Here is an 18,257-nt window from a genome sequence, read left to right on the forward strand (position 1 = left end):
CGCGGCAGGTCATCGCTCCCGTGCGTAGACCTCGACGCCTTCGATGAAGGTGTGGTCGACGACGGCCTGGCCGATCTCCTCGGGAGGAACGGTGAGCAGGTCGCGGTCCAGGACGATCAGGTCGGCGGCCGCCCCGACGCGGAGGGAGCCTGTGGTCTCCTCAGCGCGGTTCAGCCAGGCCGAGCCAGCCGTGTACGCCTTGAGCGCGGTCAGGAGCGGTATGTCCTGACTCGACCCCAGAGGACGGACACTCTGGTCCGCTCCCACGGCGCGACGGTTCACGGCGACGTGGATCGCCGCCAGCGGGTCCGGGGTGGACACCGGCCAGTCGCTTCCCATCGCCAAGGGCGCGCCCGTGCGGAGCAGCTCCCCGAACGGGTACATCCGCTCCGCACGCTCCTCGCCGACGTACGGCGCGGTGAGGGCATCGGTCTGAGGATCGTGCACCGCCCAGAGCGCCTGGATGTTCGCTGTCGCGCGGAGCTCAGCGAAGCGCGGCACGTCATCCGGATCGACGAACTGCAGATGCACCAGGTGATGCCGCAGGTCGCGGTCGCCATGCGCGGCGCGCGCGGCCTCGAGCGCGTCCAGGCAGTCACGCACCGCGCGATCGCCGAGCGCGTGAAGATGGATCTGGAATCCCGCCGCGTCCAGCGCCGCCACGACCTTCGTGAGCAGCTCCGGCTCCAGGAAGGAGATCCCGGTGTTGGCAGTCGGTGCGCCGTCCTCTCCCAGGTACGGCTCGAGCATCGCGGCGGTGTACGTCTCCGCGACACCGTCCTGCATGATCTTCACCGCATTGATGCCGTAGCGGCCGCCCGCACGGTTCGTCTCCTCGCGGATCTCGGCCAGCCTCGCGACCTCTGCCGCGATCCCCTCAGCGGGCACCGTGGGATCCCACCAGAGCGCGGCACGGACTCGGGCGTGCAGCGCGCCCTCGGCATCCGCGCTCCGGTACGCCTGGTGCGGTCCTGGCTCCGCGTCCACGGTCTTCAGATAGACCTCCTGCCAGCCGACGATGCCGAGCGAGGTCAGGTACTCCGACGCGGTGCGAAGGCCTGCGTCGTACTCGTCCTGAGTGGTCGTGGGCATCACCGCCTGAACCAGGCCCATCGCATGCTCATGAAGCATGCCGGTGGGCTCCCCGTCAGGGTCCCGCTCGATGCGCCCGCCGGGCGGATCCGGGGTGCCCTGGTCGATGCCGGCGGCGCGCAGCGCCGCCGAGCTCACCCATGCCGAGTGGTGGTCCTTGTTCGGCAGGAATGCCGGCCGATCGCCGACGAGCTCGTCGAGCGTCTCCCTGCGGGCGAGCCCGTTCGGGAACGCCTCCATCGCCCACCCGCCACCGACGAGCCATCCCTCAGGGTGGTCGACGTGGTACCGGCGGATGATGTCCTCGTACGCCTCAGCGGTGAGCGCGGATGTGAGGTCGCACGCATTGCGCTCGAGTCCGCCCTGGTAGGCGTGGACGTGGGCGTCCACGAAGCCCGGCATGAGCAGGCGGCCTTCGAGGTCGATCACGCGGTCGGCGCCGTCGAGGTGGGCCTCTGCCGTGTCCTCCTGCCCGATCGCGGCGATCACGCCGTCCTCGACCACCAGCGCCGACGGCGGCTGCTCCAGGGTGCCGTCGAGCACCGCCTCTGACAGGACCTTCCCATTGCGGAAGATGAGGGTCGTCACGTCCACGGTTCCTTTCGTCTGAGGGCAAACCAATCGCAGCCCGAGGGTGCTGTCAACGGAACGCGCGGTCAGGGCATGACAAAGGCGGTGGTGACAGGCCCTCGCCTCTCACCACCGCCTTCGCACACCGTCAGGAGACCGGCACAGGCGTGGCGCGGTGGATCCTCACCGAGGGGGCGATGGGGGGCAGAGTGTCGGCGCGGCCGGCCGGTTCCGGCCTTCGATGGTCCGCGCGAGCCTCAGAGCTCGTGCGCGCTGTCCCGTCTGACGACCTCGTCAGCGCCGAGCGCTCGCACGAGGGCGGCCGTCTCGAGGTTGCGCAGGAAGTAGCGCGTTCCCTGCAGCGCTCGAAGGAGGCCGACGGCGAGGAGGCCGAGTCCGAGGATCACGCCGACGGTGACGAGCGAGGGCTGGACGAACATGGAGACGATCGCGATCACCGCGTAGATCAGCGGTGCCCCGACGAAGGCGAGCAGCAACCCCTGGATGATCTCGTCTGCACCGCGCTTGAGATGTGACATGGGGCCTCCTCATGGCCTCGACGGACCCCGTTGTCCGCCTTCCTCACGATGTTACAGATATGTGGCGCAGTTATCACGATTTGATAACGGCGAGGCTCTCGACTTGCGTTGTCGAATCCATTCGACTTACTGTCGTGGCCGTTCAGTCGAATCCATTCGACAGTGTTCGACAGCGAAGGAGCTGAGGCGAACGATGGTGACCATCGGGGACGTGGCGAAGGCCGCAGGCGTGTCGCGCAGCACCGCCTCCTACGCACTCAGCGGCAAGCGCTCCATCTCGCCCGAGGTCACCCAGCGTGTGCTCGATGCGGTCGCCGAGCTCGGCTACACGCCCAACGCCGGCGCCCGAGCCCTCCGTACTTCGCAGACCAGGGTTCTCGCCCTCTTCGCGCAGTTCGTCGAGGACGAGTTCGCACCCGCCATGCTCGAGTACATCAAGGGCGTCACGGACACCGCACGTGAGCTCGGCTACGACACCCTTCTCGTCTCGGACGACGACGGAGTCGGCGCGGTCCAGCGCCTCGCCCGCTCCCGCATGGTCGACGGCTTCGTGCTCCTCAACGTCGCCGAGGACGACGACCGCCTCGAGCCGCTCCGCCAGGTTCCCCAGCCCGGCGCGCTCGTCGGTCTCCCTGGCGACCCCTCAGGACTCGACGTGTTCGACCTGGACTTCGAGGCGTCGGGACGCATGATGGTCGACGAGATGCACGCGCTCGGGCATCGCGAGATGATCCTCGTCTCCCAGCCCGAGGACGTCGTCGAGCGCGGCGGTGCCTATGTCTGGCGCCTCGCCGACGCGGCCAAGGACCGCGCGGCCTCGCTCGGCATCGAGCTGCACCACTACTTCGCCGCCTCGAGCCAGCCGCAGATCGGGGAGGACCTCCACAGGTTCCTCGATGCGCACCCCGGCGCGACGGCGCTCCTGCTCAACAACGAGGGTGCGGCGGCCGCGCTGCCGGCCGTCCTCCACGCTCGCGGGCTGTCCGCGCCCGAAGACCTCTCCGTCGTCGGTCGCTACTCGGACGTCTTCGCCCGCACCTTCTCACTTCCGTTCTCGGCGATCGACAGCGCCGCGGATCGGCTCGGACGACACGCTGTGCACCAGCTGGTCGGTCGAATCGAGGGGAGCCTCGACAAGGCCTCGCCTCACACTGTCGAGCTCATCGCCCCGGAGGTCCACGACCGGGGCTCGATGGCGGCACCACCCGCCGCCTGACGGGGTCCAGCCACTTCCCGCAGCCCCGGCGGGTCAACGTTCAAGGAGGAACGATGAACTTCACGCACAAGCGGACGACGGTGGCCTTCGCCACCGCGGCCATCGCAGTGGGCGCCCTCGCAGGCTGCTCGACTTCCGACGGTGGCGAGAACGCCTCGGGCTCGGCCGACGCGCCCGGCGGCACCTACACCTGGTGGGACCCGTACCCCCAGCACACCGAGGGCTCCGACTGGCAGAACCGCGTGCAGGCGTGCGGCGACGAGGCAGGCGTGACGATCGAGCGCACCGCGTACGACACGACCGCGCTGACCAACCAGCTTCTGCTGTCGGCTCAGGAGGGCACGTCGCCCGACGTCGTCCTGCTGGACAACCCGGCCGTGTCCACGCTCGCCGAGACCGGTGCGATCACCTCGATGGACGAGCTCGGATTCGACACGTCGAACATCGACGAGAACCTGCTCGCGGCAGGCGTCGTGGACGGGACGGCGTACGGCATCCCGATCGGTGCGAACACGCTCGCGCTCTACTACAACGCCGAGATCCTCGACGCTGCGGGCGTCGACCCGTCGACCATCACCGACTGGGACTCGCTCAACGCCGCACTCGAGGCGATCGACGCCGCGGGCAGCCGTGCGATCACCTTCGCCGGCATCGGCACCGAGGAGGGCTCCTTCCAGTTCCTTCCCTGGTTCTGGGGCGCAGGGGCCGACCTCACCGAGCTCAACTCGCCTGAGGCCGTCGAGGCCGTGCAGCTGTGGGTCGACTGGCTCGACAACGGCTGGGCGCCCCAGTCCGCGATCCAGAACTCGCAGAACACCGCCTGGGAGGAGTTCCTCGACGGTCAGACCGGTTTCGTGGAGAACGGCACCTGGCAGGTCAACTCGGCAGCCGAGGCCGGCTTCGAGACCGGATACATCACCCTGCCCGCCAAGGACGGGGGAGCGGCTCCCGCTCCCACCGGCGGCGAGTTCGTGATGGCCCCTGTCCAGAGCGACACCGCGCGCTACGACGTGACCAGCCAGATCGTCGAGTGCATGACCACTCCCGAAGGCTTCGTGGAGACCGCGAACACGTTCGCGTACTACATCCCGCCGACGGCCGACGGCCAGGAGGCGTTCCTCGAGGAGCACCCCGAGCTGTCCGTGTGGGTCGACGCGGTCCGCGCTGCCAAGGGTCGCACCAGCGACAACCTGGGCACCGACTACCCGCTGATCTCCGAGCAGCTCTGGACCGCGGTCCAGGCGGCGATGTCCGGCGCGATGTCCGCGCAGGACGCCATGGACGCGGCGCAGGACGCCGCGGTCGCCGCCACCGGCGAGTGACGCTCCGCTGACCGGCGGGTGCGGGGCACCCTCTCCAGTCCCGCACCCGCCCCAGCGGGCAGCACGCCATCCACACCTTCTGCACGTTCGAGGAACCACGCATGACAACGACTGAGCTGGACGCCGTCAGCACGACGGAGGACCAGGCGCCCACCCCGCGCACGCGGCGGAGCTGGCAGCGCACGATCCACGGATCGCCGTGGACCGCGATCGCCTTCGCGGCGCCGCTGGTGATCTACCTGGTGGCGTTCTACGCGTACCCGCTGATGAGGAGCGTGGACCTCTCCGTCCACGACTACAACATCCGGGCCTTCGTGCAGGGGGATGCCGAGTTCGTCGGGCTCGCCAACTACGTCGATGTCATCACCTCGGACCTGTTCCAGCCCGCGCTGTGGAACACGTTCCTGTTCGTCGGGGTCTCGATCCTGTTCCAGTACGGGATCGGCCTGGCCCTCGCGGTCTTCTTCCGCAACAACTTCCGCCTCTCCGGCGTGCTGCGGGCGCTGTTCCTGGTGCCGTGGCTGCTGCCGCTGATCGTCTCCGCGTCCACGTGGGCGTGGATGATGAACTCCGACTCGGGCATCGTCAACGCCTTCCTGCTCGCCGTCGGCATGGACCCGATCAACTGGCTGACCTCGCCCGACTGGTCGCTCACGGCCGTGATCATCGCCAACATCTGGCTCGGCATCCCGTTCAACCTGGTGATCCTGTACTCGGGCCTTCAGAACATCCCCGGCGACGTGTACGAGGCGGCCTCGCTCGACGGTGCGGGAGCCTGGAAGACCTTCTGGCGCATCACCTTCCCGCTGCTCAGGCCGGTGTCCGCCATCACGATCCTGCTGGGCCTCGTCTACACCCTCAAGGTCGTGGACATCATCTGGATCATGACGAAGGGTGGGCCCGCCAACAGCTCCCTCATCCTGTCCGTCTGGTCCTACCGCGAAGCCTTCGGCACCGGCCAGCCCGCCTTCTCGCCAGCGTCCGCGATCGGAAACCTGCTGATCCTGATCGCCCTGGTGTTCGGCCTGATCTACGTCCGGCTCCAGAGCCGAGAGGAGCACTGACATGGCGCACGAGACTGCTGCGAAGAAGCGCAGCACCTGGTGGAAGACCGCGCTCGGAGTCGTGTTCACGGCGCTCATGCTCTTCCCCGTCTACTGGATGGTGAACGTCTCGCTCACCCAGCGCGGCGATCTGAGGCAGAACCCGCCCTCGCTGTTCCCCACGGATCCCACCCTTGAGGGCTACCGAGCCGTCGTCGAGCAGCAGCTGCCCGCGCTCGGCGTGAGCCTGCTCGTGGGGCTCGGCTGCGTGGTCCTCACCGTCGCTCTCGCGGCGCCGGCAGGCTACGCGATCGCGCTGCTCAAGATGCGCGGTGGCCGCTCGCTCAACTTCATCCTCCTCGTCGCCCAGATGATCCCCGCCGTCGTCATGTCGATGGGCTTCTATGCGATCTACGTGAGGCTGGGCCTCCTCAACTCGCTGTGGGGCCTGATCCTCGCGGACTCCACGATCGCGGTGCCGTTCGGCGTGCTGCTGTTCACCGCCTTCATGAGCGGCATCCCTCGCGAGCTGCTCCAGGCGGCACGGGTCGACGGCGCGAGCGCCTGGCGGACCTTCCGCTCCGTCGTGATGCCGATCAGTCGCAACTCCGCGATCACGGTCTCGCTCTTCGCCTTCCTGTGGGCCTGGTCGGACTTCATCTTCGCGTCGACCCTGGCGCGCAACGCCGAGTTCGTGCCCGTGACCCTCAGCATCTACGCGTACATCGGCAACAACACCACGCAATGGAACGCGATCATGGCCACCGCCGTGGTCGCCTCGGTCCCCGCCGCAGTGCTCCTCGTGTTCGCCCAGCGCTACGTCGCCGCCGGAGTCACCGCCGGCGCAGTGAAGGACTGATCCATGACCGACAGCCTCCGGGTCAGCCCCACGGCCGACCCCGCCGATCACGCACTCACCACGTCGCCGCTCGCGCGCCCGGTGATCCCTGCTGAAGGCCCGCGCCGCGGTGCGGGCATCGGCGAGGTCAGCTGGAGCCCCGACAGCTTCTGGGGTCGCCGCCAGCAGGTCAACGCCGACGCGACGCTCATGCACTGCGAGACGTGGATCGAGCGCCTCGGCTGGCTCGGGAACTTCGACCGTGTCGCCCGCGCCGAGGTCACTGAGGAGCACGCGGGCTGGCAGTTCGCCGACTCCGAGGTCTACAAGATGCTCGAGGGGATGGCCTGGGAGCTCGCGCGCTCCACCGATGAGACCCTCCTTACCCGCTTCGAGTCCGTCGTCGCACGCGTGGCCGCCGCGCAGGACGACGACGGCTACCTGTGCACCGCGTACGGGCACCCCGGACTGCCACCGCGATACTCCGACATGTCGATGGGTCATGAGCTCTACAACGTCGGGCATCTCCTCCAAGCTGCGGTGGCACGGCTGCGCACCGGGCACGATGACCTCCTGGTCGACGTCGCCCGGCGCGCAGCCGACCATGTGTGCCGCGAGTTCGGCCCCGACGGACGGGACACCCTGTGCGGGCATCCCGAGATCGAGGTGGGGCTCGCGGAGTTCGGCCGTGCGACCGGCGACGAGCGCTACATCACGCAGGCGGAGCTCTTCCTCACGCGTCGCGGCCACGGCACCCTCGCGGTCCCTCCGCTGCTGTCCTCCGAGTACTTCCAGGACGACACCCCGATCCGCGACGCCGAGGCGTTCCGCGGACATGCTGTGCGCGCCCTCTACCTCACTGCAGGCGCCGTGGATGTGGCGGTCGACCATGGCGACGCCGAGATGCTGTCCATCCTCGAGGCGCAGTGGCAGCGCACCGTCGAGCGTCGTACGTATCTGACGGGTGGCATGGGATCGCGCCACCAGGACGAGGGGTTCGGTGAGGACTGGGAGCTGCCGCCGGATCGTGCCTACTGCGAGACCTGTGCGGGAGTCGCGTCGAACATGGTGTCGTGGCGGCTCCTGCTGGCGACGGGCGACGCGAAGTATGGGGACCTCATGGAGCGGACCCTGTTCAACGTGATCGCAGCCTCGCCCGACGCGGCGGGCACCGCCTTCTTCTACTCGAACCCGCTCCAGGTGCGGGTCGCCGGTGGCGAGTACTCGGGCGACGGCGTGAACATGAGGGCCGAGGGAGGGGTGAGGGCTCCGTGGTTCGACGTGTCCTGCTGCCCGAACAACGTGGCTCGCACGCTCGCGTCTCTGCACACGTACACGGCTCTGGTCGAGGGCGACGAGGTGTCGCTCGTGCTGTACAACGAGGGCGTGATCGACGTCCAGACGGACGGCGGCAGGCTGACGGCACGGATCGACACGCGTTACCCCGACGAGGGTGCGATCGCCGTGACCGTTCTCGAGGCCGCACCGGAGTCCACGTTGCGGCTCCGGGTGCCCTCCTGGGCGGGCGATGCCCGCGTCACCGGGCCCGGGGGCGCAGGATCGGTCGAGCCCGGCTGGTGGGACGCGGGACGCGTCCAGGCGGGCGACGTCCTCACCCTCGAGCTCGACCTCAGCCCCAGGCTGACGTGGCCCGACAGGCGCATCGACGCGATGCGTGGCACCGTCGCCGTCGAGAGGGGGCCGCTCGTGCTCTGTCTCGAATCGACCGACCTGCCCGACGGAGCGGTGATCGACGACGTCGCCCTCGCGAGCGACGGCCCGGTGACGCCCGAGGGGGATGGGGCGACGGTCACGCTTCGCCTCGGCGACTCGACCGGTGGCTTCGCTGGCCGTCCGCCCTATACGGCGGCCGCGTCAGCACCTGAGACCACACGCGACGCCCGCGTCGCGCTCGTGCCGTACCACCGGTGGGGCGAGAGGGCGCCCTCCCAGATGCGGGTGATGATCCCCGCGTCCGGGGGTGCATGACGCACCTCCCACCACACGTGCGGCCGTCGTCTCGCTGACCGCCGCGTGAACCCGGTGCCGCCCCGGTCGCCGGTGAACCCACATGAGACAAGGGGGTCTCGAGCATGCGAGAGAGAACACAGGTACGCCCGCCGACGATGAGGGGTGCGGCGCTGGCCGTGCTCGCCGCCGTCGGCTTCGCAGGAGTCGTCACGGCTGCTCCTGCACACGCGGAGGAGGCGCCAGCGCCTGACCTCCACTACTCGATGGACGGCGTGGCGGGCACCTCGGTGCCGGACTCGTCCGGCAACGGCTGGGACGGCACCATCTCCGGATCGACCGCGATCGTCGCGGGCGAAGGCGGGGATGCGCTCGACCTCACCGGCGGCACCGTCGCGGTGCCTCGCGCCGCGCTCGACGGCGCGACCGACCTGACGGTGTCGACGCGCATGCGCTGGGACGGCGGTCCGTCGTGGCAGTGGCTGTTCGGCCTCGGGACGAACACGACGCGGTACGTCTTCTGGACTCCGTCGAACTCCGACGGCGTGATGCGCACGGCGATCACGACCAACGGGCCCGGCTCAGAGGTGCAGCACACCGGCGCCGAGTCGCTGCGCACGGGGGAGTGGGCCACGCTCACCGTGGTGCTCGACACCACGGCTGACACGCTCACCACCTACCTGAACGGGGTGGCACTCCAGTCCGAGCCCACCACGATCGCCGCGGGGGACCTCCTCAGCTCCACCGCTGCGATCGCGGGTCGGATCGGCGGCTCCTTCTACCCGGATCCGGCGTTCGACGGTGCCGTGGACGACTTCCAGATCTTCAGGTCAGCGCTGACCGCCGCACAGGTGGAGTCGATGCAGGCGGGGGGCCTCGCCACGTTGGACGCGCTGCCTGAGTCCAGCTTCGAGGTGCGCACCCACGTGGGCGACGCCCCGACGCTGCCCACGTCGATCGACGCCGTCTACAGCGATGGCTACACACGGCACGTGCCGGTCGTGTGGGATCCGATCGCGCCTGAGCTGTATGCCGGGTCCGGCCAGTTCACCGTCGACGGCGTGGCGGGCGACCTGCCCGTGACCGCCGAGGTGACGGTGCACCGGGGTGAGATCCGCATCGACGCGGGTCGGACCACCGGCGACTTCCTGGGCGGCGCCACCGGCGTCCTCTACGGACTCTACGGAGACGGCATGCCGAGCGAGAACCTGCTCGAAGGCTTCAACGTGAGGTCGGTGGCCACGAAGGCCCAGGACGGGTCGCAGCACCCTGGCTCCGATGCGCTCGAGGTGCTTCCGACGCTCGCCGAGACGACGGGCGGTGACGTGTACCTGCGCGTGACCGACTGGTACCGGGGCTTCCCGTACCAGTGGCCGGGCAGCACGCCTGAGCAGAAGCTCGACTCGTATCGCGGTGTGCTTGCGGACCAGCTCGACATGATCGCCGAGATCCCTGACGGGCAGCGCGCGCATCTGGTCATCGAGCCGTTCAATGAGCCCGAGGGCAACATGTTCGGCACCGGTTCATGGAGCCTCGACCGCACGTCCTGGCTGAACGACCCGACCGACTACTTCGCGATGTGGGACGAGACGTACCGCACGATCAAGGCCGCATTCCCCGACATTCGCATCGCGGGTCCGGGCACGTCCCAGCTCTTCGGGCAGGTCGAGGGCTTCCTCGAGCACGCCGTCGCGGAGGACACGGTTCCCGACATCATCACGTGGCACGAGCTCTCCCACCCTGAGGCGATCCGCGACTCCGTGGAGCGCTTCCGTGGCTGGGAGGACGAGGTCTTCGCCGGCACCGCCTACGAGGGCACCGAGCTCCCGATCAACATCAATGAGTACGCGTTCAACTACCACACGTCGGTCCCCGGCCAGATGATCCAGTGGATCTCCGCGATCGAGGACTCGAAGGTGGACGCGATGATCGCGTTCTGGAACATCAACGGCAACCTGTCCGACTCGGCGGTCCAGCAGAACCGTGCGAACGGTCAGTGGTGGCTCTACAACTCCTACTCGCAGATGAGCGGTCAGACGGTGGACGTCACGCCGCCGTACCCCGGCCAGAACTACACGCTCCAGGGCGTCGCGACCCTCGACGAGGACCGCGACCAGCTGCGTGCGCTGATCGGTGGCGCCTCAGGCGAGGCCCCCGTGGACCTCGTCAACCTGCCTGGGGACGTGTTCGGCAAGGACGTCCGCGTCTGGGTCAAGGAGATCGACTGGACCGGCCAGCTGGGAGACTCGGCACAGCCCGAGGTCATCTTCGAACAGGTCCGCGACGTGGTCGACGGCGCCGTCACGCTCGACTTCGACGGCGAGGAGTTGCCGCTCCTCAAGGAGTCGTCGGCCTACGAGATCATCGTGACCCCTGCCGGCTCCTCGCAGCCGGGCGAGGTCACGGCGCCGTGGACCGCGTCGTACGAGGCCGAGGACGCCACCTACACCGGTGGCGGCTACAGCCGCAACGGCCCGGAGGGGACGCCGTCGGACGTCAGCAAGTTCTACACGTCCGGCACGTACAACGTCGGCGGGCTCCGCACCGGCTCCGACGGGGTGCTGTCGTTCGACGTCTCAGTGCCCGAGGACGGCACCTACGACCTCTCGGTCTTCGCCAACAGCCTCAACACCTACGGATTGGTCGCGGACCAGGGCCCCACGAACGTGTTCCTCACGGTCGACGGGCAGGACGAGCAGGAGATCTACCTCCCGCTCGGCTACAAGTGGGTGGTCTGGGACCACAGCGACACCACCGTCGAGCTCACGGCAGGCGAGCACACGATCGCACTGTCGGCGAACAGCCTCGACGGCAGCGGTGCCACCCAGGGTGACGCGATCATCGACCGCCTCACCCTCACCCGCGCTGCGTCCGCAGAGGCGGCGACCGTGTATGAGGCCGAGCTGGCCGACACCACCGCGCGGATCCAGTACCGCAACAACGCGTCGGGATCCGGCATCGTCCGTCTGGACAAGGACGAGTCCGCGACGTTCTGGGTCTACGCCGACCACGACGGCGAGCACTCGCTTGCCGTCGACACGTCCGGTCGCGGCCACGGCACCGTCGAGGTCAACGGATACCCGGTGCTCGACCTTCACGAGGCGGCCAGCGGCACCGTGCACCTCATGGGCGGCATCAACAAGGTGGTCATCACGGGGAAGGCGAAGGTCGACAGGCTGCTCGTCTCCGCGTCGGACGGGGCCCTGGCCTCAGTCGACTACCAGGCGGAGGACGCGGCCCTCAGCGGCGGGGCGCAGGTCATGGACCTGAGCCTTGCCGAGGGTGGTCAGGCGGTCTCGGGGCTCGGCGGTGAGCCGGGCAACGACAGCACGGTCTCCTTCACGGTGCAGGCCGAGCAGGCAGGGCCGCACGCGGTCGTCGTCAGGTTCTCCAACCCGGAGCAGGTGCCAGCGACGCACTACAACCCGAACCCGATGGCGCGACGCGCGCTGGTCTCCGTCAACGACGGCGACCCGGACTCGGTGCTGTTCGTGCCCACGTTCCATGAGAACAACTTCTGGGAGCGCACCCTGGTGCTCGACCTGGAGGCGGGGACGAACACGATCACGATCGGCTCCGAGGAGCAGCCGAACTTCGACGGCGAGACCTACGCCGACGAGAACTGGCCGGGCATCCCGCTGCGTGCGGATGAGGCTCCGATCATCGACCGGATCACGGTGTCGCCGCTGAGCGATCAGCAGTAGCCGCGTTCCAGAGGTCCCGCAGGAGAGAGGTCTTCTCCTGCGGGACCTCGTCGTCTCCAGGGGCGCATGTCCGCGGCGCCTCGTGCCCAGTTCCTGAGTACATTGGCGGACATGGCCTCTCTTGCAGGCAGGTTGCCCCTTCCTCCGACGCAGCGAGGGCGCGATGCGCTCGGTGCGGGCGTGGTGCTGATCCTGGTGGTGTGGGCTGCTCTGCCGCTCGAGGCCTCAAGCGGCGGGTGGTGGTTCAAGCTCGTCGCCTCGATCGCCGCGAGCGTTGCCCTTGTGTGGAGGCGCGACGCGCCGCTGCTGGTGCTTGCCGTCAGCTGGGTCGCCTTCGCGTTGCCGCTCGTGATCCTCCACGACTTTGGAAACGCCTATACGCCGTTCCTGATCGCGGTCTACACGGCGGTGTCCCGATCAGGGGGAGTGCGGCGGGCGCTCCTCGTCGGCCTCATCGGAACGCTTGCAGCGGGTGCGCCCGTGGTGGTGAGTCGCGGCTGGAACCCCTGGGACGTCGAGGTGATCCTCGCCGGAGTCCTCGCGGGCCTGGTTGCCGCGCTCGGACTCGCGATGGCGATGTACCGGCGCGCACTTGCTCAGGAGCGCGCGCGAGCCGTCGAGGCCGAGGAGACCAAGGAGGCGCTCGCGGAGACCCGCGTCGCCCAGGAACGCCTTCGGATCGCGCGCGAGCTGCACGACGCCGTCGGTCACCACATCGCCGTCATGAACGTCCAGGCGGGGGTGGCTGAAGCCCTCCTCGAATCCGACAAGGAGCGCGCCGCCGACGCGCTCGCCAACGTGCAGGAGGCCGGGGCTCGAGCGCTCGAGGAGCTGCCTCTCATGCTGCGAGTGCTCCGCCAGGATGGCGACGACGATGAGCGGCCAGGTGTCGGTCTCGCGCAGCTCGACGAGCTCGTCGCGCATGCGCGAGAGGCAGGGCTGGATGTCGTGCTGGACCGCCGCGGTGCTGAGGCCGTGCTCCCGACAGGGGTGGACCAGGCCGCCTACCGCATCGTCCAGGAGGCGCTCACCAATGCGCAGAAGCATGGGGTGGGGACCGCTGCGGTGACTGTCGAGGCGACGGCCGACGAGGTGCGGATCGAGGTCGGCAATCGCGTCGCTGAAGGGGCGAGCGTGGCGCCGGCCTCGGGCTTCGGGCTCGTCGGGATGAAGGAGCGTGCGACCGCCGTCGGGGGAGCGGTGACCGCCGCGCGGGAGGGCGACAGCTTCGTCGTGTGCGCCCGGCTGCCCATGAAGGTCGACCAGGAGAGGGGAACACGATGACTATCCGAGTGGTGGTCGTAGACGACCAGGACCTGATCCGTGGAGGCTTCGTCGCGATCCTCGGCACGACAGAGGACATCGAGGTGGTGGGGGAGGCCGATGACGGAGAGGCCGCCGTCGCGCTCATCTCCGAGGTAAGGCCGGACGTGGTGCTGATGGATATCCGCATGCCCGGGATGGACGGCCTCGCAGCGACCGAGGCGATCGCGGCCGATCCCGAGCTGGGAGACGTCAAGGTGGTCGTGCTCACCACGTTCGAGGAGGAGGGCTACGTCCTGCGAGCGCTGAAGGCCGGTGCGAGCGGGTTCCTCGGCAAGGGTGTCCGTCCGGCCGAGCTGATCGGCGCGGTGCGAACCATCGCCGAGGGCGAGTCGCTGCTGTCGCCGGCGGCCACGCGGGCCGTCATCGCGCATGTCGCTCAGGACACGATCCAGCCTGCGGCCGACGGCGAGACGTTCACGTACCTCACCGAGCGCGAGCGTGAGGTGGTGCTGCTGGTCGCGCAGGGGCTCAGCAACGACGAGATCGCTGCGCAGCTCTTCATCACTCCCTTGACCGCGAAGACCCACGTGGTGCGTGCGATGCACAAGGTGGGTGCGCGCGACCGCGCGCAGCTGGTCGTAGCCGCCTACCAGGCTGGATTCGCGACCCCCTGACGTTCACGGCCGCCTCGTACTGCATGCGTAGCAGGCGGAAGTGTCTACATCTGTGCGATGTGCGGCGAGCCTTGCGCTGCGACTCTTGAGTGGTCGGCCGGCGAGGGTGCCCGCAGGGATGAGGAGGGGCGGCCCCGGCGGCCTCTCTCCCCGTCGGTGCCACCGTGTTCAACTCGCCGGTCGACTCTCGGTCCGCGTCGCAGGGCACGCCCCCATGCTCCACGACGCGGGCCGACGACCACGCTCTCGCCTTCTCGTCTCCGAAGGGACGGATCCATGTCCACGCGTCTTTCCTGGCAGGCCACCGTGCTCGCGCTGGTGGCATTCACCGCCGGTCTGCTCACAGTGCCGCTCGCCTCACACGCGGCACACCCCGCGGTCTCTCACGCACAGCCGACTGCGGACGCGGTCGTCGCGCCGGTGCGTGCGGCCGATGCGCTGCCCGCCGAGATTGCGCCCGGCGTCGCGCAGGGCCTCGTCGTCGTGCGGTCGCACGACTGAACGGTCGACTCGCGGCGACGTCAGGACGTCGGCTGCGCGTCGAGCTCCGCGACAGCGTCGGCTCCGTGAAGCGAGACCAGCGCCGCCGTCTCCACGTTGCGCAGGTAGATGCGGGCGCCGCGTGCGGCACGCGCACAGCCATACGCGAACGTGGCGAACCCGAGCGCGAGGCCCACGAAGACGACGACGGGAGCCGCGCTGATCGTTCCCGGGATGGCGAAGAGCCCGTAGATGATCGGGCCGCCGAGCACCGCGATCAGGGCGCCCTCGACCGCTTCGCCGGCGCCGCGCTTCGGCTCGTCCATGTTCTTTCCCCCTTGTATCCATTCAGGACCGCCCCCCGGCGGTCTGACCAGACGCTACTCGCCATTCTCCTCCAGCGGTGGCACGCCTCACCTGGGAGGGAGCGAGTCGAGCCAGCGGCCCAGGCGATCGATGCCCTCCACGATGTCCTCGCGCGACGACGCGTAGGACAGGCGCACGTGCGTGTCTCCGTGCGTCTCCCCGAAGTCCTTACCAGGAGTGAGCGCCACGTGCGCCTCGGTGAGCGCACGCTCGCAGAAGGTCCAGGCGTCCATCCCGGTGGGGGAGACGTCAGGGTACGCGTAGAACGCTCCGTCAGGCTCCGAGTCGACGGGCAGTCCGATGCGCGCGAGCCCCTCCACCATGAGCTGCCGCCGTGCGACCAGCTCCACACGCCGGGCCTCCGCCTCTGCGAGAGCCTCGGGCTCGAAGCAGGCGAGCGCGGCGATCTGCGCTGGGGTCGAGGCGCTGAGGAAGAAGTCCATGGCGAGCGTCTCGGCGGGCTTCACGAGCGACTCGGGCAGCACCACCCATCCGAGCCTCCACCCCGTCATGCCGAAGTACTTGGAGAAGCTGTTGACGACGATCGCCTCCGCGTCGTGCGCCAGCACGGTCTGCGGGGGCGTGCCATCCGCGTCGGGGTCGGCGAGGTCCAGGTAGATCTCGTCGACGATCCGCCACGCGCCGCGCGCCTTGGCCAGGTCGCATACGGCAGCGAGCTCATCGGTGGGCAGCGACGTCCCGGTCGGGTTCGACGGGGTGGCGACCATGACCGCCTGCGTCCGGTCGGTCCACGCGTCCTCGAGCATCTGCGCGGTCAGCTGGTAGCGGGTCGCCGGGCTGGTGGGGATGGCGACGACGTTGCCGCCGAACGACGTGACGATCTCGCGGTTGCACGGGTACGACGGGTCCGCGAGAAGGACGTCTGCGCCCGGGTCCACCGTCGCGGCGGTGACGAGGAGCAGCGCTGAGGACGCGCCTGACGTGATGGCGATGCGCGCAGGGTCCACGTCGACGCCGTGGCGCTCCTTGTAGAACCACGAGATCCGCTCCCGCAGCGCAGGCATGCCGAGCGCGAAGCTGTAGGGCAACGGCCGCCCGTCCATCGCGTCGACCATCGCCTTCCGCACAGACTCCGGTGCGCCGAAGGACGGCTCCCCGATGTTGAGGCGGATCACGCGGTGTCCTGCCTGCTCGATCGCGGTGGCGTTCTGGATCAGCGCCATCGCGTGGAACGGTTCGGCGTCGAGTGCGCGCTGGGCGATGCGCATCATCCCTCCTCGGGTCGGAGCGCTCCGAGAAGCGCGAGGATCATCGTGTTCACAGGGACGTCCATGCCGTGCCGGGCGGCGAGACGGACGATGGCGCCCGTGAGTGCGTCATGCTCGATCGGTCGGCCCGCCATCACATCCTCGCGCATCGAGGAGGTGTTGTTCGCTGGGGCGGCGGCCTGCAGCCAGGCGACCACAGCGTCGGCGTCGGCATCCGTGAGTCGCGCACCCTCCGCGCGGGCGACCGACGCGACCTCGCGGGTGATGCTGCGCGCGACCTCGGCGACCGCAGGGTCCAGCAGCACGGGGGCGCGGCGGCGTGTCAGCGCCGTGAGGCTGTTGCCCGCGCAGTTGATCATCATCTTGGTCCAGAGCACGTCGAGGAAGTCCTCGGCGGCGTTCATGCGCATGCGCCCGGTGGCGAGGATCTCTGCGATCTCCCTCCCGGCGGGTGTCGCGGGGAGAGCGATGTCGTGCTCTCCGACGCGTCGCAGGGTCGCGGTGCCGGGCGCGGTGCGCTCGACGTTGAGATAGACGATCGCGGGCACGGCCTCCGCGTCGCCGACATGAGGCGCGACCCGACCCACCTGCTCGACGCCGTTCTGGGCCACCAGGATCGTCGCGCCAGCCGCCGCGCCCGCCCGCAGCCATGCGGACATCGCATCCGTCGCATACGCCTTGACTGCGAGCACCATGACATCGACGCCGCCGAGCTCGGACGGATCGTCGACGTGCCGTGCGCGCCAGGTCTCAGGGGCGCCGTCCTCGACGATCGTGATGCTCTCGACGGGTGTCCTGCCACCGCACAGCGTGACGTCGCTGCCTGCACGCGCGAAGGCGGATCCGATCGCGAGCCCGATCGCGCCTGCTCCGACGATGGCGACCTTGGGCGATGCGGGCACGGCAGACCTCCTGAGGGATTCTTCGGGGCTCCCCAGCAACCTACTGCCGTGCCGCTGAAATGTGCTCCCAAAACCTCCACGAGAGTAGGTCTCGGATGGGAGAATCTGCTGCATGGATGCAATCGACAGGGAGATCCTTGCCATCGTGCAGTCGGAGGGCAGAATCAGCGCCACCGAGCTCGCACAGCGCATCGGACTCAGCCTCACGCCGTGCCACCGCAGGCTGCGCGCGCTCGAGGACTCGGGGGTGATCCGTGGCTACCGTGCCGAGGTCGATCCCCACCAGGTGGACCTGACCTTCGCCACCGTCGTCTCGGTCACCCTGCAGAACGTCGCGCCGGGCGACTTCCTCGACTTCGAGCAGGCCGTGGTCGACCTGCCGGAGGTGGTGCAGGCGCAGCGGCTCTTCGGCAACCCCGACTACATGCTCCAGGTCGTGTGCAGGGACCTCAAGGCTTTCCAGGAGCTGTTCGACACCAGGCTCTCCGCTCTGCCCGGGGTGCAGCGGCTCGAGTCGACTCTCGTGATGAAGGACATCGTGCCGCACCGAGGGTTGCCGATCTGAGGTGTGAGGGGGGCTGACGCAGCCTCCCGAGACGTCACGTCGGCACCTACGGTGGAACCCACACCGCCAGACCTGAGCCGACCCGGACCCCACCAGAGGAGCCCTGACCCATGCAGATCGAGTTCGCGATCCCTGACAAGACCTTCACCGTCACCTTGGACGACGGCGCCGCAGCCCAGTCGCTCGTGGATCAGCTTCCCCTCACGCTCTCCATGCGTGACTTCCATGGCATCGAGAAGGTCGCGGATCTGCCCGCACGGCTGTCCACGAAGGGCGCCCCTGACGGGATGAAGCCCAGCGTCGGCGCCCTGACCTACTACGCCCCCTGGGGCAACCTCGCCTTCTTCTACAAGCCGTTCGGATTCGCCGACGGGCTTGTCGCCTTGGGGACCGTGGATGGGGACCCCGCCGTGCTCCAGAGGATCTCCGACGGCGACCAGGCCTCCGTCACCCTCGTCTCCTAGCGCTGGATGCGACTGAGCC

At 69.0% G+C, this 18,257-nt stretch carries 16 protein-coding genes; 11 read left to right on the forward strand and 5 right to left on the reverse strand.

Going from position 1 to position 18,257, the window contains the following annotated elements; all coding sequences use genetic code 11:
* Positions 1–9: 9 nt before the first annotated feature.
* Positions 10–1,680 (reverse strand): amidohydrolase, encoded by a 1,671-nt coding sequence (locus QQX04_RS06120; RefSeq protein ID WP_301127243.1) that lies wholly within the window; start codon positions 1,678–1,680, stop codon positions 10–12.
* Between the two features lie 239 nt (positions 1,681–1,919).
* A complete protein-coding gene (locus tag QQX04_RS06125) occupies positions 1,920–2,201 on the reverse strand; it encodes a hypothetical protein (RefSeq protein ID WP_301127245.1) in 282 nt (93 codons plus the stop codon).
* A 193-nt stretch (positions 2,202–2,394) separates the two neighbouring features.
* Between QQX04_RS06125 and QQX04_RS06130 the strand changes: the two genes are divergently transcribed.
* From QQX04_RS06130 to QQX04_RS06170, 9 genes are all read left to right on the forward strand, one after another.
* Positions 2,395–3,417: a LacI family DNA-binding transcriptional regulator gene (locus tag QQX04_RS06130; protein ID WP_301127247.1), complete on the forward strand. Its 1,023-nt coding sequence runs from the start codon at positions 2,395–2,397 to the stop codon at positions 3,415–3,417.
* Between the two features lie 53 nt (positions 3,418–3,470).
* Positions 3,471–4,739, forward strand: coding sequence for a sugar ABC transporter substrate-binding protein (locus QQX04_RS06135; RefSeq protein WP_301127249.1), 1,269 nt, complete (start codon positions 3,471–3,473; stop codon positions 4,737–4,739).
* A 101-nt stretch (positions 4,740–4,840) separates the two neighbouring features.
* Positions 4,841–5,803: a carbohydrate ABC transporter permease gene (locus QQX04_RS06140; protein WP_301127251.1), complete on the forward strand. Its 963-nt coding sequence runs from the start codon at positions 4,841–4,843 to the stop codon at positions 5,801–5,803.
* 1 nt (position 5,804) lies between these two features.
* Complete coding sequence (locus tag QQX04_RS06145) at positions 5,805–6,641, forward strand: carbohydrate ABC transporter permease (RefSeq protein ID WP_301127253.1); 837 nt, start codon at positions 5,805–5,807, stop codon at positions 6,639–6,641.
* Positions 6,642–6,644: 3 nt separating this feature from the next.
* Positions 6,645–8,609 carry a glycoside hydrolase family 127 protein gene (locus tag QQX04_RS06150; RefSeq protein ID WP_301127255.1) on the forward strand — a complete coding sequence of 655 codons (1,965 nt, stop codon included), beginning with the start codon at positions 6,645–6,647 and terminating at the stop codon, positions 8,607–8,609.
* A gap of 137 nt (positions 8,610–8,746) precedes the next feature.
* A complete protein-coding gene (locus QQX04_RS06155) occupies positions 8,747–12,292 on the forward strand; it encodes a LamG-like jellyroll fold domain-containing protein (protein ID WP_301127257.1) in 3,546 nt (1,181 codons plus the stop codon).
* A gap of 111 nt (positions 12,293–12,403) precedes the next feature.
* Positions 12,404–13,576, forward strand: a complete 1,173-nt coding sequence (locus tag QQX04_RS06160; RefSeq protein ID WP_301127259.1) for a sensor histidine kinase — start codon at positions 12,404–12,406, stop codon at positions 13,574–13,576.
* On the forward strand, positions 13,573–14,232 hold the full coding sequence (locus QQX04_RS06165) for a response regulator transcription factor (protein ID WP_301127261.1): 660 nt from the start codon (positions 13,573–13,575) through the stop codon (positions 14,230–14,232). Before QQX04_RS06160 ends, QQX04_RS06165 begins: the two co-directional genes overlap by 4 nt.
* A 276-nt stretch (positions 14,233–14,508) precedes the next feature.
* The gene (locus tag QQX04_RS06170; RefSeq protein WP_301127263.1) at positions 14,509–14,733 is read left to right on the forward strand and encodes a hypothetical protein; all 225 of its coding nucleotides are present in this window, start codon (positions 14,509–14,511) and stop codon (positions 14,731–14,733) included.
* Positions 14,734–14,753: 20 nt separating this feature from the next.
* Here QQX04_RS06170 and QQX04_RS06175 read toward each other — a convergent pair whose 3' ends face one another.
* From QQX04_RS06175 to QQX04_RS06185, 3 genes are all read right to left on the reverse strand, one after another.
* Positions 14,754–15,038 (reverse strand): hypothetical protein, encoded by a 285-nt coding sequence (locus QQX04_RS06175; protein ID WP_301127265.1) that lies wholly within the window; start codon positions 15,036–15,038, stop codon positions 14,754–14,756.
* Between the two features lie 87 nt (positions 15,039–15,125).
* Positions 15,126–16,307 carry an aminotransferase class I/II-fold pyridoxal phosphate-dependent enzyme gene (locus QQX04_RS06180; RefSeq protein ID WP_301127267.1) on the reverse strand — a complete coding sequence of 394 codons (1,182 nt, stop codon included), beginning with the start codon at positions 16,305–16,307 and terminating at the stop codon, positions 15,126–15,128.
* On the reverse strand, positions 16,307–17,209 hold the full coding sequence (locus QQX04_RS06185; RefSeq protein WP_301127269.1) for a 2-dehydropantoate 2-reductase: 903 nt from the start codon (positions 17,207–17,209) through the stop codon (positions 16,307–16,309). The genes QQX04_RS06180 and QQX04_RS06185 overlap by 1 nt, the downstream gene beginning before the upstream one ends.
* Positions 17,210–17,321: 112 nt before the next feature.
* Between QQX04_RS06185 and QQX04_RS06190 the strand changes: the two genes are divergently transcribed.
* Positions 17,322–17,774, forward strand: a complete 453-nt coding sequence (locus tag QQX04_RS06190) for an Lrp/AsnC family transcriptional regulator (protein WP_301127271.1) — start codon at positions 17,322–17,324, stop codon at positions 17,772–17,774.
* A 110-nt stretch (positions 17,775–17,884) separates the two neighbouring features.
* On the forward strand, positions 17,885–18,238 hold the full coding sequence (locus QQX04_RS06195) for a cyclophilin-like fold protein (protein ID WP_301127272.1): 354 nt from the start codon (positions 17,885–17,887) through the stop codon (positions 18,236–18,238).
* The last annotated feature ends 19 nt before the right edge of the window (positions 18,239–18,257 follow it).

Source organism: Demequina zhanjiangensis, assembly GCF_030418315.1.
Taxonomy (GTDB): Bacteria; Actinomycetota; Actinomycetes; order Actinomycetales; family Demequinaceae; genus Demequina; species Demequina zhanjiangensis.